12 protein-coding genes and 2 tRNA genes are annotated in these 14999 nt (G+C 46.0%); 6 read left to right on the top strand and 8 right to left on the bottom strand.

What is annotated here, in order from left to right; translation table 11 throughout:
• Positions 1–210 precede the first annotated feature (210 nt).
• The 4 genes from IJJ71_RS09390 to IJJ71_RS09405 form a co-directional block, all read right to left on the bottom strand.
• The gene (locus IJJ71_RS09390) at positions 211–3012 is read right to left on the bottom strand and encodes an insulinase family protein (RefSeq protein WP_296846570.1); all 2802 of its coding nucleotides are present in this window, start codon (positions 3010–3012) and stop codon (positions 211–213) included.
• 222 nt (positions 3013–3234) lie between these two features.
• Positions 3235–3307, bottom strand: a tRNA-Asn gene (locus IJJ71_RS09395).
• A 114-nt stretch (positions 3308–3421) separates the two neighbouring features.
• The gene (locus IJJ71_RS09400) at positions 3422–5782 is read right to left on the bottom strand and encodes a glycoside hydrolase family 2 protein (protein WP_296846571.1); all 2361 of its coding nucleotides are present in this window, start codon (positions 5780–5782) and stop codon (positions 3422–3424) included.
• Positions 5783–5856: 74 nt separating this feature from the next.
• Positions 5857–5930, bottom strand: a tRNA-Asp gene (locus IJJ71_RS09405).
• 132 nt (positions 5931–6062) lie between these two features.
• Between IJJ71_RS09405 and IJJ71_RS09410 the strand changes: the two genes are divergently transcribed.
• The 4 genes from IJJ71_RS09410 (at position 6063) to IJJ71_RS09425 (ending at position 8770) form a co-directional block, all read left to right on the top strand.
• Positions 6063–6188 (top strand): hypothetical protein, encoded by a 126-nt coding sequence (locus tag IJJ71_RS09410; protein WP_296846572.1) that lies wholly within the window; start codon positions 6063–6065, stop codon positions 6186–6188.
• 78 nt (positions 6189–6266) lie between these two features.
• Positions 6267–7280: a 3-deoxy-7-phosphoheptulonate synthase gene (gene aroF / locus IJJ71_RS09415; protein WP_296846573.1), complete on the top strand. Its 1014-nt coding sequence runs from the start codon at positions 6267–6269 to the stop codon at positions 7278–7280.
• A gap of 9 nt (positions 7281–7289) precedes the next feature.
• On the top strand, positions 7290–8183 hold the full coding sequence (locus tag IJJ71_RS09420; protein ID WP_296846574.1) for a prephenate dehydrogenase: 894 nt from the start codon (positions 7290–7292) through the stop codon (positions 8181–8183).
• Between the two features lie 53 nt (positions 8184–8236).
• Entirely contained in the window at positions 8237–8770 is a 534-nt protein-coding gene (locus IJJ71_RS09425; protein WP_296846575.1) for an adenine phosphoribosyltransferase, read from the top strand.
• A 210-nt stretch (positions 8771–8980) separates the two neighbouring features.
• On the opposite strand, the gene eda is transcribed toward IJJ71_RS09425, so the two are convergent.
• The 4 genes from eda to prs all read right to left on the bottom strand — a co-directional run bounded on the left by eda (position 8981) and on the right by prs (position 13321).
• On the bottom strand, positions 8981–9949 hold the full coding sequence (gene eda / locus IJJ71_RS09430) for a bifunctional 4-hydroxy-2-oxoglutarate aldolase/2-dehydro-3-deoxy-phosphogluconate aldolase (protein ID WP_296846576.1): 969 nt from the start codon (positions 9947–9949) through the stop codon (positions 8981–8983).
• Between the two features lie 114 nt (positions 9950–10063).
• Positions 10064–10717 (bottom strand): HAD family hydrolase, encoded by a 654-nt coding sequence (locus IJJ71_RS09435; protein WP_296846577.1) that lies wholly within the window; start codon positions 10715–10717, stop codon positions 10064–10066.
• A gap of 19 nt (positions 10718–10736) precedes the next feature.
• Positions 10737–11942 carry a hypothetical protein gene (locus IJJ71_RS09440; protein WP_296846578.1) on the bottom strand — a complete coding sequence of 402 codons (1206 nt, stop codon included), beginning with the start codon at positions 11940–11942 and terminating at the stop codon, positions 10737–10739.
• 104 nt (positions 11943–12046) lie between these two features.
• The gene (prs, locus tag IJJ71_RS09445) at positions 12047–13321 is read right to left on the bottom strand and encodes a ribose-phosphate diphosphokinase (protein WP_296846579.1); all 1275 of its coding nucleotides are present in this window, start codon (positions 13319–13321) and stop codon (positions 12047–12049) included.
• Between the two features lie 393 nt (positions 13322–13714).
• Here prs and IJJ71_RS09450 point away from each other — a divergent pair, with 393 nt between their 5' ends.
• The gene (locus IJJ71_RS09450; RefSeq protein ID WP_296846580.1) at positions 13715–14638 is read left to right on the top strand and encodes an MBL fold metallo-hydrolase; all 924 of its coding nucleotides are present in this window, start codon (positions 13715–13717) and stop codon (positions 14636–14638) included.
• Between the two features lie 114 nt (positions 14639–14752).
• Positions 14753–14986: a 50S ribosomal protein L28 gene (gene rpmB, locus IJJ71_RS09455; RefSeq protein ID WP_296846581.1), complete on the top strand. Its 234-nt coding sequence runs from the start codon at positions 14753–14755 to the stop codon at positions 14984–14986.
• Positions 14987–14999 lie beyond the last annotated feature (13 nt).

Raw genomic sequence — 14999 nt, forward strand, 5'->3', positions numbered from 1 at the left:
ATGAATCTTCTGAAGCAAGCAGATTTTTCGGATGTCATAAAATCCAAAAACATTACAATTTCTCAAAAGCAGCACATTTGCGATAAATGCGAAGATTATCTGGATAGAGTCATTAAGTTATTTTAATGCGGATGCCCTGCTAATTGCTAATTTCTCATTGCTAATTGCACATTGCACATTGCTAATTGCTAATTGCTACTTGCTAACCACTCACTTCTTAGAATCTTTGCTATACAGCCTGAGCAGGGCTTTTTCTGCGAAGTAACTTTCTGCGATTAAAAAATAATCTTCCGGCTTAGCTCTGGCGATTGCGGCGTATTGCTCCAGATACAGCTTTGGATTTTTCTGAATCTCGCCGCTTTGCATTAATCGGGCGGTTCCTTCCTGGCTTCCGGCTCCTGAAATCACGGCCATGAGCCAGTTGTTTTCTAGGCGGGCAAGCAAATCGCTCTTTTCAAGGTCAATCACGCCCTCTGTCCTAATCTCAATCTCGCGAGAAATGTCGTTTTTAATAGAAGAAATTGAATCGGCGTAAACGGAATCAACTTCGGCGGTGTGCTCCACGCTCGTCACTACAATCCGGGCAAAAGGCAGGTCGTTTTCAGGAAGAAGGGCTTTTACCTTTATTTCGGGATATTTTTCGGCAAGGCGCGCTTCCATTCGTCGGGCAAGTTCAATCAGAACCGCGTCAAAAAGTGCGCAATCCGTGCTTGAAAGGTCCGGGGATGAAAGACAATACAAAATCGGGTCCAGGAATTTCGTGGTCGGAATGAGAACTGCCGGCATTGGGCCAGCCTTGTCTTTTGAAATGTCCGTCAAGAAAAGATGTTTTAGCGGGATGCGTTTTTCGGCTGCTTTCAGCTTGGCAAAATCAGGTTTTGGAACTCGCAAATCTGTTGAGCGGGTCTGCTCGATGCTGCCAAGATTTCCGAAACTTGAATCAAGAGTTTTCTGCAATTTTTCATCTTCTTTGAGACCGCCGGAAAGAATCAGCGAAAAGCGGGTTGAATCCAAAAGAATCGGATAAGCTTCCAGAACGCGCTTGAATTCAAGATTTTCCGCAGGTTTGTCGCCGGTATTTTTGTAAAGTTTAGGATATTCCGTGCCGTCGTACAAAAGCCTTACAGCCTCGCACAGAAGCTGGAATTCGGTGCTGCCGGTTTTGAGCCGCCACTGGGTTCGCTCGTCATAAGTCACGCCGTCCGCCGTTGCAGGGCTGATGTCGCAATAAACAAGAGCCGTGTACGCCGCCTGAATCGCAAGCTCCATTTCGCCCGAAAGACATGTCACCGTGATAATCGAATGTGTCGAAAGTGTCTGTGCCCCAACTTCATAAAATCCAGAAATCGCACCGTTTTCCGCGAACAAATCCAGCTGGCGGTTAATGTTCACCGCAATTGAATCCGTCACAACCGAAGTAAGCCCCGGAACTTTGTCGGCAAACAAAAGCTCTCCGCCCGCAATCGTGAGCGAAAGAACAGCCGTTTTTGAATTTTCACTGCGCTTGACCGTCACTGGAATGCCGTTTTTGAGCATGAACGAAGAATACTCTCCAAGATTTTTGGAAATGAATCGCTCCGCGGAAGCAGAAATTTCTTCAAGCAGATTTTTTCGGCTGTCATCGGATTTTTCGGCCGTTTTGAGGAAGTTTTTATAGAAAGCCTGATTGTACCATGCCGCTTCTTTTTGATTTATTGCCTCGAATCCAGCCTTTTTGAACTCAGCGGCATATTTCTGGTAAACTGCGGAATTTACGAACACGAAAACGAAAGGCTCTTCCGCCTGGATTTTTTGCTCTAAGTCAGTGATTTCAATTTGTGAAAGGCGGTCGATTTTTCCGAAGAAGGACTCTGCGGCATCAACTGAATTTTCGGAAAGTGAGACCGTGCGCGAAAATTGCTCCATCGTGGCATCGCTGCTTTCCGAAAGACGGGTAAAAGCCGTGCGGGATTTTTTGAGGGAATTTTCCAGCTCTTTTTTTGAAAAAACATCCTCGTCTCGGCTCATCGTAAGGAACAAATCTGCCTGAACAATCGGAGAAACCTTCGCCACCCCCAAAAGCGACTGAATTATAAGCCGTGAAGCTGATTTTTCCTGTGCCGAATTGACATCAATGTACTCGTCTCCCAGAATTTTAAGATTCCGCTGCTTTAAAAGAAGTTTTTTGAAAGCTGCCCCATCCTGATTCCATGCAAAAGAAAGCGCATCCGCCTCATCGCGTGCAAGCCCTGTGTACTGAACGACAATCTGAGTCATTTCATCAGAAAAATCTTTGTGATAAAGAACGAATTTGCGTTTCTGGGATTTTTTTTGTTTTAGAAGCGAGCGGATTTTTTCTGAATCTTCATTGTGGACGATTTTCGATGAATAGGCAGGAAATGCCGAAAAATATTTTTTGACCAGACTAAGAATCGCACTCTCAGTGATATTTCCGTTCACAAAGAGAATTGAATTTGACGGAATGTAATAATTTTCGGAAATCGAAGAAAGAAGCGAACGGAGCTGCTCATTTTTGCGTGAAGAAAAACCCAAAGGAACAACTCCGCTCTCACGGCTCCACGGAGCATCGGGGAAGATTTTTGAGTCAATCGCAGAATTGATGTAGCCCGCCGCACTTGCCGAATACTCCAGAATCTCGGCGTTCATTGTTTTTGTAATTGAAGAAAGCTGCAAGTCAGTCGGATTCAGGGGCTTTAGTTTTGATGAAAGCGAAATAAGTTCCCGTTCTGCGGCACTCGGCGCAACAGATGAAACAAAGCGCACCGTATCATTTGAAATTTCGCCGCCCAAAAGCCTGGCATACATCGCAAAAAGCGCGCCGTTCTCCTGATTCTGATTGGTAAAGCCCGCGTTCACGCAAAGTTCAAGCCGAACTGTCGGCGAAGAAGAATCTTCAAGGAAGTAGATTTTGAGTCCGTTTTCAAGGGTAAATGATTTTATGTCGTCTTTAGTAAATGCAAAAAGAGAGAAGGAAATGAAAAAAATTAAAACGAATGTTATGAACTTTTTCATAATAAAAAAAGCCTAGCTAAGAAGCCAGGCTTTTCGACCCCTGCTGGGCTTGCTTTCCATTCGTTCGCATCCGTGCTCACTCATTCCAAGCCGCGTCCACTCGCTGTCGGCGCATCCATGCGCCTTTTCGCTGACGCGCGCTCGTTCCCGTTCAAGCCCGACTAAGTTTAGTATATAAAAAAATATCCTTTGGAAGGATTAACTACCAAAGGATATAACCTACGACCCCTGCTGGGCTTGAACCAGCGACACACGGATTAACAGTCCGTTGCTCTACCGACTGAGCTAAGGGATCATTGTTCGTTCGGAACGAGTGTTATATTATACCAAACGAACAAAAGTGTCAACAGGTTATTAAAAAATTTCCAAAAATTTTTGATTTTTTTTGAAAAAAAATTTTGCCCCAAGTTTACGATTTCACCCCGACCGTGAACTCAATCTGCTGCTCGTTGTTCAGCCAGTCGGTCACGAAAAGCGTGCCCTTGCCGGCCTTGCCTTTTGAGCGGACATAAGTTCCTGCCATGCCGCCTTTGAGAGAAACCAGTTTTGGACCAATCAGCTCGATTTCGCCCTCGCAGCGAAGGAAAACCGCTTCCTGACAATACGGCTTTACATTTCCGTGCTCGTCGAGTGCCTTGAAGCTGACCGCTGCGACATCGTAAGTTGTTTCCTCGACAAGCTCACGGCGTTTTGCCTCAATATCAAGATGTGTGTCCATTGCCGGAGCACGAAGAACTGTCTTGACGAGTTTTCCGTTTCGGTAAGCCTCAAATTTGTATGTTACGACACTTGCACCCCACGCGCTGATGTATTTCGCATACAAATCAGTGAGATGCTTCGGATTTGTCACTCCCCTAGCCCACAGGCACAAGCCTTTGAGAATCTTTGAAAGCGGAAGATTTTCTGCTCCGTACTTTTGGATTGCGAAAATCATGTCTTTGATTGGCTCGGAATTCTTTTCCTTAACTCCGTCCTCGTCAACCAGCCTGTGACCGATGTAATCATCAATCAGAATCGGACCGTGCTCAAGATTTTTGAACGGAGAATTTTTTTTGGTGTACTCCTTGATGAAAATGTCATTCACATACATTTTTACGCTGTCAGCATTTGTGATGATGTAGGCATCGCCCCTCATGCTCGCAGGATATTCGCCGATGTCCATGCCGGAAGTGACATAAAGCACATCGCCGACAACATCCGCATTCTGCTGGCTCTGGTAAACATAAGCCGCCATTTTCGGATTTCGGAACATGTCCATTACGCCGTGATAGCAGATGTAATCTCCCGAACCAAAATCTTTGTGGGTGTTGTAATCAAACATACACCAGCCGCTTGATCCAGAAATCTCGTCATGGCCTGCGACAGCATCTAGGACTTTGGCATGTCGGACAGCGTGCTCAGTTCGGTGAGCCTCACAATCAAAAGTCTTTGTCGGGAACATGTGTCCGTTGTATTCGGTAATCATGTAGCCCTTATTTGTTTTCGTAGCCTTTTTCTTCGGCAAGCAGCCCTCGTTGTTTCCGTAGAAGCTGAAATCATTGAAAGTGTAGACATCCTCAAGCAAATGGCTGTTGCGCAAGAACCTTACGCCGCCGGTCGGACGAGTCGAGTCAAGCTCGTGCGCAACCTTGTTCGTTCGCTCGTAGAATTCATCATCATCCTGGCTTTCGTTGATTCGGACACCCCAGATGAAAATTGAAGGATGATTGCGGTACTGCAAAATCATGTCACGGACATTCTGAACGGCCTTGTCCTTCCATTCCGCGTTACCGATATGCTGCCAGCCCGGAATCTCAGTGAAAACGAGCAGGCCGATTTCGTCACATCGGTCGATAAAATACTGGCTCTGCGGATAATGTGAAGTGCGCACTTCGTTAAGGCCAAGCTCGAACTTCAGTTTGTCGGCATCCTCAACCTGCATGTTTTTTGGCATTGCGTAACCGACATAAGGCCAGCACTGATGGCGGTTGAGTCCGCGGATTTTGACTTTCTTTCCGTTCAAATAGAAGCCGCTTGCATCATAACGAATGTCACGGAAACCAAACCGAGTTTCTTTTGAATCAAGGAGATTGCCCGCCTCGTCAGTAAGATTTGTTTCCAGAATATAAAGATAAGGCTCCTCGACTGACCACAATTTTTTTTCGCTGTTCGGGTCGGTCGTGAATTTTACATTTGGAGCCGATTTGAGTGTGTGAGTGATTTTATAATTTTTTGCATCGTTTTCTGAGCATCCGCCAAGCTTAGCCTCAGCCTCGAACTCAGTTCCGTGAGTTTTTACGAAAACATCTTCGATATAAACAGGATTTTTTACATCAAGGTAGACATCGCGGTAAATTCCGCCGTAAGTCATGTAATCGACGACAAAACCAAAAGGCGGCTGATTCAAAATTTCCCGGCTATCCACACGGATTGCAAGGATATTTTTGCCACCAGCCGGCGCAAGGGAATCGGTCAAATCAACCGTGAATGCAGTGTAGCCGCAATCGTGGGAAGCAAGTTTTTTACCGTTCAGATAAACTTCGCTACGGTGAGCCGCACCTTCAACAGTAAGAAGGACTTTTTTGCCAGCCCAGTCGCTTTCTGTATCAAATTTTCGCTTGTAAACCGCATCTTTCTGGTAAACATCAGAAGAAAAAGAATTGAAAGGCGTCTCCGTAAATGTGTGCGGGAGGCGGATATTCTCAATAGAACCCAAGGAATCGGTTGCAACCAAATCTTCCAAAAAAGCGGGAGTAAATCCCCAGTCGTTGTTTAAATAAATTTTAGCCATAGGGGATAGTATAAGAGAGAATTTGAGAAAAGACAATAAAAAAAGACTGCCTTGAACAAGACAGTCTTGCGATTCGGGAGCGAAGGGGCTCGAACCCTCGATCTCCGGCGTGACAGGCCAGCGCGATAACCAGCTTCGCTACGCCCCCAAAAGGTTTATATAGTATAAGGAAAACACTAAAATGAGTCAAGTGTTTTATATAGATTTTTTGATTTTTTTTGCAAATATTTTTTTTCATGTTTCTATTGACAAAATCCCAGAAAAGGCTTAAATTATTCTTATGAATCGCAACACTTCTAATGCGACAGGAAAAATTTCTCTGATAGCTATGCAGGCTTACTCTTATTATGGCTATTACTATTTTTCTCGATTCGGTTGGAAGTCTTACGCCGCAAACAATGCGTAAAGTTGCGAATTTTATTGGCAAATTACAAGGACTTCCATAACGGAAGTCCTTTTTTTTATGCCCAAACAGGAGTAAAACATGATTGTCGTATTGAAAAACGGTGCCGAAGCACGAAAAATCGAAGAATTAAAGGGAAGCCTCAAATCAAAGGGGCTTGAAATCCATGAGTCAAAGGGAAAAGATGTCACTCTCTGGGGCCTTGTAGGTGACACGAGCCGCATCACGCCGGAAGAACTTCTCGCCAACGAAATCGTCGAGAGCGCGCAGCGGGTAAAAGCCCCATACAAGCAGGCAAGCCGAAGTTTCCACCCGGAAGACACTGTAATCGATGTAAAAGGAAACAAAATCGGCGACGGAAAAATATGCTCAATCATGGCAGGTCCATGCTCAGTCGAGACCGAAGAGCAGATCATCGAGGTCGCAAAGGCCGTAAAGGCAAGCGGAGCAAGATTCTTGCGTGGCGGAGCATTCAAACCACGCACATCTCCTTACAGCTTCCAGGGATTAGGAGCCGAAGGACTGGAACTCCTCAAAATCGCACGCAAGGAGACAGGGCTTCCAATCGTAACCGAGCTTATGGCAATCAACCAGATTCCGCTTTTCGAGGATGTTGACATCATTCAGATTGGAGCCAGAAACATGCAGAACTTCGACCTTCTCAAGGAAGTTGGCAAGCTCAAAAATCCGATTCTTTTAAAACGCGGACTCAGCGCAACCGTCAAGGAATTCTTGATGAGCGCGGAATACATCATGGCGAGCGGAAACGAAAATGTAATTCTTTGTGAACGAGGAATCCGAACATTCGACAATTACACCCGGAACTGCCTTGATTTGAGCATCGTTCCTTACTTAAAGAAAGAAACTCATCTTCCTGTCATCATCGACCCAAGCCATGCCTGCGGAATCCGCTGGATGGTTCCGACACTGGCAAAAGCTGCCGTAGCGGTCGGAGCGGACGGACTCATCATCGAAGTGCACAACAACCCAGAAAAAGCCCTTTGCGACGGCGAACAGTCTTTGACACCAGCGCAATTTGATGATTTAATGAAAGTGCTCGCAAAATATGCGGCAGTTGAAAACAGGACAATCTAAGGAAAAAAGATGCAGTTAAAAAACGCGACTTACGGAATCGTAGGATTGGGAATCATGGGCGGCTCATTCGCCAAATCAATCCGCCAGAATATTTTGAGTCAGGCAGGAAGCACTGGAAAAGTCCTCGTCTGCAACCGAAGCACGGCATGTCTGTCACAGGCAAAGAGCGAAGGTGTCGCCGACGAAACATTTACCAGCGACAAAGTGGGCGAAATGCTTCCGCTCTGCGATGTGGTTTTTGTCTGCCTATACCCTCACGCCACGCTGGAATTCATGAAGGAGCACCGCGAGCATTTTAAAAGCGGGGCAATCGTCACGGATATTTCCGGCGTAAAAGGCATCTTTGAAAAATCCATGCCGGAAATTCTGCGGCCGGATGTCGATTTCATCATCGGCCATCCGATGGCAGGTGGCGAAAAGGAAGGATATTCTAATTCCGATGCAAAATTCTTCGTCAATCACAATTACATCCTTTGTCCTTCAAGCTTCAACAAAAGCGAAAACCTGGACTTCATGCGAAGTCTGGTCGCCGAAATGGGCTTCACCCGCATCACCGAGACAAGCTGCGACACCCATGACTGGAAAATCGGCTTCACAAGCCAGCTCTGTCATGTCATTGCAAGCGCGCTAGTTGAAAGTGCCGAAGATCCGGAAATCACTGCGTTCGGCGGCGGAAGTTTCGAGGATTTGACAAGAATCGCGATGATTAACGCGCCTTTGTGGACGGAACTTTTTATATCGAACAAAGAAAAGCTCATCACGCACATCGAAAACTTTGAGAAGCAGATGGACAAATTCAAACGCTTCATAAAAGAAGAAAATGCAGACGAGCTTAGGGAAACTCTCTCCCACACCCGCGAGCAGAGGATGAAAATGGGTTCGATTCGTACGGTCAGAAAGTAGCTCAAAAATCAAAACCTAGACTATAATTCGTAAATATGCTATACTAACTCGTTATGAACAAAGACGAAATCTTGGACAAGGCTATCCGCCGAGTGCCCGACTTTCCAAAGCCAGGCATTTTATTTTTTGATGTCACGAGCATTCTCACAAACCCGCAGGCATTCAAGCACACAATTGACCGCATGGTCGAAATTTACTCAACTAAAAAAGTCGATGCAATTGCTGCAGTCGAGTCGCGTGGATTCTTGTTCGGCGCACCATTGGCAGAAAGGCTTGGTATTCCGCTCGTCTTAATCCGCAAAAAGGGCAAGCTTCCGGGCGATGTTTACCGCGCAAGCTATTCTCTTGAATACGGTGAGGCAACAATCGAAGCACACAAAACCGACATCGAATCAGGCAAAAACTACCTCGTAATCGACGACCTCATCGCCACAGGCGGCACTCTCAACGCAAGCAAAAACTTGATTGAGCAGGGAGGCGGCAAAGTTCTGGAATTCTTCGGCGTAATCGGAATCCCGGAGCTTAACTACAAAGAAGCCCTCGCCCCAACCCCAGTCACAACGCTGATTGACCTCTCTGAAAAATAAGAAAAACACGAATAAATCAGGAAAGACTTTCGTTAACACGAGAGTCTTTTTTTTACCCCTCACAGAGCGAAGGAGAGCACAGAGAGCACCCCTTCTGACAAAAAAAACACCTCAGTCACATCGTTCGCAAAAACAACATGACTGAGGTATTTTTATTTCGTATCACAGAAAACTCTCTGTGTCCTCAGTGCCCTCTGTGAGGAACTTAAATTAAGCGCGTTTGAGGTGGATTGCGAAACCGCCAACTTCTTTGTCGAGGTAAACGACCTTGAGAGGAGAAGCACCTTCTTTGCCCATCCATTTTTCAGTTCCAGCAACCGGATTGAAGCCGAACTTTTTAAGGTAAGCAAGTGCACGCTCAACATTGTTGCAGAGTACAGAGATGTGTCCATGAGTTCCGCGGCCGTTCTCTTTCATGATTTCAATCTGGTCAGATGCGAAGATTGAAGAGTTTCCGACTTTCGCAGCAAAACCGAATGCTCCGAATCCTTCTGCGATTGAAGCAGCATCGTCAGCATTTTTGGCATTGATACCCATGTGCTCAACACGGAAGTTGTGCATTGCTTTTACAGCGTCTTTACAAATCTGTGTGATTTCGTCCCATTTGCAGCCTTCGATGAGTGGCTTTTTAACCATCCAAGTTCCACCCATGCAGAGGATGTTCTTGCGTTTTGCATACTCGCCAACGTTCTCAGTTGTTACGCCACCAGTTGGCATGAATGTGCACTGTGGGAAAGGACCACCGAAGTCATCGATGATTTTATATCCGCCCTTGCGCTCAGCAGGGAACAATTTAAGATGTGTAACACCCTTGTTGATACAAGCTGTGATTTCTGATGGATTTGAGATTCCAGGCATTGTTGGAACATTGTTTTTGATACACCAGTCAACGACATCCGGGTTATATCCTGGGCTGACGATGAATTTTGCACCAGCTTTAACAGCTTTTTCAGCCTGCTCAACGTTGAGGACTGTACCAGCACCAACGAGCATGTTTGGCTCAGCCTTAATCATTGCTTCGATAGCCTCAGCTGCACAAGCTGTACGGAAAGTAACTTCACTTGCTGGCAATCCGCCCTTTACGAGAGCATGAGCCAAATCAGCTGCTTTTGAAGCGTCCTCAATTGCGACAACAGGAATAATACCGATGTCACGGAATGTGTCATAAATATCTGCCATTTTTATCTCCTATAAACAGAAATTCCAAGTTAATGTTAAATACTAATATATTACTGAATGATGCGAGGTTTTGTCATTGGTGAAAACTTACCAATATTTTCAAAAAAATGTCTTTTAAAATTTTAGGGAGCAAACTTCTTCCACCCCACTCACGAGAACGCCGCCCATGCCCAGCTCTATCGCAAGCGACAAGTCGATGTCGTAACGGTCGCCGATTGAAACGCACTCTGAATATTCAACCTTTCGGCCAAGCGCAAGTTCCGCTTCTTTGACGGCGGCATCCAGGATTTTTTTGGAAGGTTTTGAAGCCATGCAAGTGTCAAGCCCGATAATTTTCGGGAAAAACTCGGAGATTCCGATTACTTCAAGCGTTTTGCGGGCCGGCTCCACAGGATTGTTCGTCACACAAATCATGTAATACTTTTTTGAAAGCTCGGTGAGGGCTGAAATCAACTTTTCGTCACGGTGAAGATAGTCCGCGGGATTAAAAAGCGTTTTGCGCCATTCAATGCTCGTCTCAATTGAAACGCCAAAACTTGTAAAAAGATTGCCCAGAGAGATTTTCTGACCGTTGTGGTCGGCCGCCCATTTTCGCCGGAAATCCGCAATCATGTTCCGCGCACTCTCGACAGAATAGCCGTTGAGTTTTGCCCAATGCCGGATCTGGCAGTCAATCTGCTCGTGAGCATATTCCGGGCAAGTGTAAAGGGTCATGTCTATGTCAAAAATGAGAACTTTCGGATTTGAAGGAAGATTATATGTCTGCATCGCCTTATCTTATCACATTTCAACCAAGAATCGCAAACACGGCCTCGGTGATGTCGTCGTAATCGCCAAGCCCCACACGGGCGAGAATCAAATCGCCGAGCAGTTCCGCATCCCCACAAGGCATTTTTTTAATTTTTATGCCACAAGCCGCTTCTTTTTGGGCAACAAGACTTTCATTCAAAGCCTGACCGCCGGTAATCGTCATGAAGTCAGGAAAATACTCGCCGTAAGAAAGAGCCGCCTCACGAAGCAAGTTGATTCCATGGGAAAGCTCGTCAAACTTCCTCACAGAGGCCACAGAGTTCACAGAGGGATTTTCACCATGGGAAGGATTTTCACACAAAGAAGTCTCTCTGTGCCCTCTTAAGCTCTGTGAGGAATTTATAAGATAAGAGACATTCCACAGTCCGCTCACTACGCTGGGCAAGGTTCTTAAGCCCTCTGCAAAAACAGGCTTGGACGTGCAGAGATTCAGCCCTTCGCTTGTTCCCGCCCTGTCGCACAAACGGCCAGGGAAAACCGTGCCTGTTCCAATCAGCGCGACAACAAAATCAGGAGCGCCGGCAAAGACGAGGGTTCCTTCCAGAAGACCTGTCGCAATGGCCGCACTCGCGCTCACCTTGCCGACAAAGTTGCCCGCTTTCACAAATCCAGGAAACTTTTTGCAATCATCCTCGGAAAATCCGCATTTTTTAAGCTCGTCCTCGTTCCAATAGGCAGGCAAAAACCGCTCTTCGGGCAAAATCGCAACAGATTCACCGGTAAGCTCATGAATCAAGAATTCCGGCGCACCAAAAATATGTGCCGAATCATTCCAGCTGAACGGAAAATTAAGCTTGAACCCGCAGAATCTTGGTATAAAAAGAGATTTTGTGTTTTTCAAAGCAAGTTTTTTCTGCGCGCTAAGATTTCCGGCCTGTCCGCGGCCTCCGTTCACAAAAAGCTGATTATATAGAAGAGTCGTTCCATCGTCAGTGACAACCGTTGGCCCGTTCCCGCTCACGCAAACAGCCTCAACCGCATAGTCAGGATTTTTCGCCGTAAGCTCAGCCACAGCAGCCTTCAAACAAGGAAGCCATTCCTCAGCCACGCGATTCTCAACCACGGCCTCTTCAGAAAAATACTGGCGTGAGACAAAAATCTCCCCCGCCCGCAAATTGTCAGGCAGGAGAGCCGCTTTTAGAGAAGAAGTTCCAATATCAACGCATAAAATCGTATCTGTCATAAAAAAAATGCGCCGCACGGATGCGGCGTAAGAGCAAGGAGAGAATTTTCTGTAAGAAAATTCTCGTACGAATCAGAAATTACAGGATGTAATTTCTGTTCGAACTATTCAGCTTTCTCTGCTTTTGCAGCAGCGTCAGTGTCTTTCTTAATCAATTTGTCGATAATCGTGCGGTTATCAAGCAAATCGCTCAAGCTCTGGTCGTGATGGATTCGTGTGATTACATTTGCGAACAAACCAGTTACGTTTGTTGAGATGAACCACTCTTTGTCCTTCAAATCAGGATGATAAACAGCGTTTGTACCGATTACGCGGTAGAAAAGGCCGTCTTTGTAAGCCTGGTCGAAAAGCTCAACTGCGTTACCCGTGAAGAACGGAAGAGAAATTGCAGCGATGACCTTTGTCGCACCGTTGTTGTGCAGGAATTCCATAGCCTTGAGCAAAGTACCGCCTGTTCCGAGCATATCATCTGCAAGGAAAGCAACCTTACCTTTGACATCGCCGAGCAGCTTAACGCTCTTGATGTTTGTGTTTTTGGCATCCTGAGTGACTACAGAATAATCGCGCTCCTTGTAAATCATAGCCAGAGGAACTTTGAGACCTGTAGCATAGAATTTGTTGCGGTCGATTGCACCAGTATCCGGCGAAACGACAACCAAATCCTCTTTGTTAGGGCCTGTAAGATTAACGACTTTTGCAAGCTCACGGATAATCTGATAAGAAGCGTGCAAGTTGTCGAGATATGTTGTGTTAAATGCATTTACGATTTCACGAGAGTGAATGTCGAGAGTGATGACTCGTGTGACATGCTTAAGCTCGTAAATATGGCAGAGCAAAGCGGCTGTAAGGCCTTCCCGGCTCTTCTTTTTGTGCTGGCGGCTGTACGGGAACGAAGGCAAAACCAAAGTGATTGATGCGGCCCCTGCCTGCTGAACAGCATCGATTGTAACAAGCAAAGTCATAACATGGTCGTTTACAGAGAAAGTGACCGTGTTCTTTCCGCCGTTCATAGGAATTGGAGAATGGTTCTCAGCATCCTGGAAAATGTAAATGTCCTTTCCACGGACGCACTCCAAAAGCTCGGCCTTAACCTCACCGTTGGCAAACCATGTGAACTGAGTGTTCACTTTGAAAACTGGCGGACGATATTTATCGACTGTTCCGCGCACGACCAGGTCAGAAGTAGCAAGGTCGTTCCGGAAGTTAATGTCCTGAACCAATTTATCCTTTTCGAGATTGTATCTCTTTGAAATAACATCGCTTTTAAGTGCAAAGCGGTGTTTATACATGTGGCGTAAATGTGCAATGACCTCATCTGCAAATACTGCGCCACCCGGACAAGCAACGACACCAAGATTAGTCGGTTCTGAATATGGCATTTTAATCCCCTTAGAGAATTTAGAAATCCATACAGGATTCCTTCAATACTTTTATTGTAACTTTTTAAGAGAGAGTGGTCAAGAAAGAAGCGTAAACATAAGAAAACATTAGCAAATTTCGCAAATAATACGGGCGTATCCCCCGACATCCATGTCGTAACGACAACTCTTCGAGTTGTCGCGGAATTATATTGCTTTTAGCAACGCGACATCCATGTCGCATTTGTCAAAAAACATTTATTCAGCTTTGCCGGGGGGTCGGGCTTTTCGGGGTTCCGCTAATCGCTTCATTCGCTACGCGAACGCTATCGCGCCCCTACAATCCCTTACGCAGAAACGCCGTCCACACACTTACAGTGGCAACTTTCTTTACTTTGTGATAGACTTTCTTCCATGAAAATGACCCTGATGGGCACCGGCACAAGCCACGGTGTCCCGGTTATCGCCTGTGACTGCGAAGTCTGCAAATCAACTGATCCGCACAACAAACGCCTCCGATGCAGTGCCCTGCTTGAGCACGAAGACAAAGCCTTTCTCATCGATGTTGGCCCCGACTTCCGCGAACAGGCACTAAAATTCAACATCTGCCATCTCGAAGCCGTTTTCATCACGCACTCGCACGCGGACCATCTCCACGGAATCGACGATCTTCGCATTTTCAGCCACAAAGATTCAGCGGCAATGAAATACGAGCCAAAAAGCCTTAAAAAATTCCCTGAGACAAAGGGAGCAGGTCTTTCAGTCTACACTAGCGAGCGGACAAAAAAGCACATCCATGACAGTTTTCCATACATTTTTGTTGATCACGAAAAAGGCGGCGGAAGTCCAAAACTCAATGTAATTCCGGTTGACTCATACAATGCCTCAAATCCGCTCGTTCCATGTCAGGACACAAAAATCGAAATCACACCGATTCCAATGCTGCACGGAAACCACCACACGATAGGATTCGTTTTCGCAACAACAGATTCATCCAATGAAAAACGCTCAATCGTATACCTCACCGACTGTCACTTCATCAGCGAAGATTCAATCGCACAGGTAAAAAAAGCGGGCGGCAAAATCGAGCATCTTGTGATTGACGCGCTCAGGGAACGGGAACACTCAAGCCACTGCAACTTTCTGCAGGCAATGGGCTACGCCGAAAAAATCGGGGCAAAGCACACCTGGTTCACGCACATAACCCACGACCACAGCCACGACGAGATTAAGCTTTACATCGAAAAGCATCTGAACGAATTCCCAGGCTTAAAGGAAATCGTCGAAAAAGGCGGCAGCGTTTCTCCTTCTTACGATGGGCTTGTCCTTGAAAGCTAAGCTGCATCACCGGGCATTTTCTATGCAAAAACGGCTCCATCTTATTGACACTAATTCCCGATTTTCATATAATGTTCAAACTTAATTAGTATTTAATTTTAGGTAGGTAGAATCATGTCTAGAATTTGTGATATTTGCGGAAAAGGCTCTCAGCACGGCAACCGAGTTAGTAAATCATACAACCACACACGCCACACTTGGAGACCAAACCTCATCAAGGTAAAGACAGAAGATTTCGGAAAAACTGAGACTTTGACAGTATGCACTCGCTGCTACCGCTCAGGCTTCGTTACAAAGAAAATCACTGTAGTTCCTGCAAACGCTGGCGCTCCAAAAGCTGCCAACTAATTCAATTCTCACA

The sequence above is a fragment of the Treponema sp. genome, assembly GCF_017430385.1.
Taxonomy (GTDB): domain Bacteria; phylum Spirochaetota; class Spirochaetia; order Treponematales; family Treponemataceae; genus Treponema_D.

Excerpts from the sequence above, each read along its gene's own strand:
- IJJ71_RS09390 (WP_296846570.1), bottom strand. The coding sequence starts at position 3,012 with ATGAAAAAGTTCATAACATTCGTTTTAATTTTTTTCATTTCCTTCTCT.
- IJJ71_RS09400 (WP_296846571.1), bottom strand. The coding sequence starts at position 5,782 with ATGGCTAAAATTTATTTAAACAACGACTGGGGATTTACTCCCGCTTTT.
- IJJ71_RS09410 (WP_296846572.1), top strand. The coding sequence starts at position 6,063 with ATGAATCGCAACACTTCTAATGCGACAGGAAAAATTTCTCTGATAGCT.
- aroF (WP_296846573.1), top strand. The coding sequence starts at position 6,267 with ATGATTGTCGTATTGAAAAACGGTGCCGAAGCACGAAAAATCGAAGAA.
- IJJ71_RS09420 (WP_296846574.1), top strand. The coding sequence starts at position 7,290 with ATGCAGTTAAAAAACGCGACTTACGGAATCGTAGGATTGGGAATCATG.
- IJJ71_RS09425 (WP_296846575.1), top strand. The coding sequence starts at position 8,237 with ATGAACAAAGACGAAATCTTGGACAAGGCTATCCGCCGAGTGCCCGAC.
- eda (WP_296846576.1), bottom strand. The coding sequence starts at position 9,949 with ATGGCAGATATTTATGACACATTCCGTGACATCGGTATTATTCCTGTT.
- IJJ71_RS09435 (WP_296846577.1), bottom strand. The coding sequence starts at position 10,717 with ATGCAGACATATAATCTTCCTTCAAATCCGAAAGTTCTCATTTTTGAC.
- IJJ71_RS09440 (WP_296846578.1), bottom strand. The coding sequence starts at position 11,942 with ATGACAGATACGATTTTATGCGTTGATATTGGAACTTCTTCTCTAAAA.
- prs (WP_296846579.1), bottom strand. The coding sequence starts at position 13,321 with ATGCCATATTCAGAACCGACTAATCTTGGTGTCGTTGCTTGTCCGGGT.
- IJJ71_RS09450 (WP_296846580.1), top strand. The coding sequence starts at position 13,715 with ATGAAAATGACCCTGATGGGCACCGGCACAAGCCACGGTGTCCCGGTT.
- rpmB (WP_296846581.1), top strand. The coding sequence starts at position 14,753 with ATGTCTAGAATTTGTGATATTTGCGGAAAAGGCTCTCAGCACGGCAAC.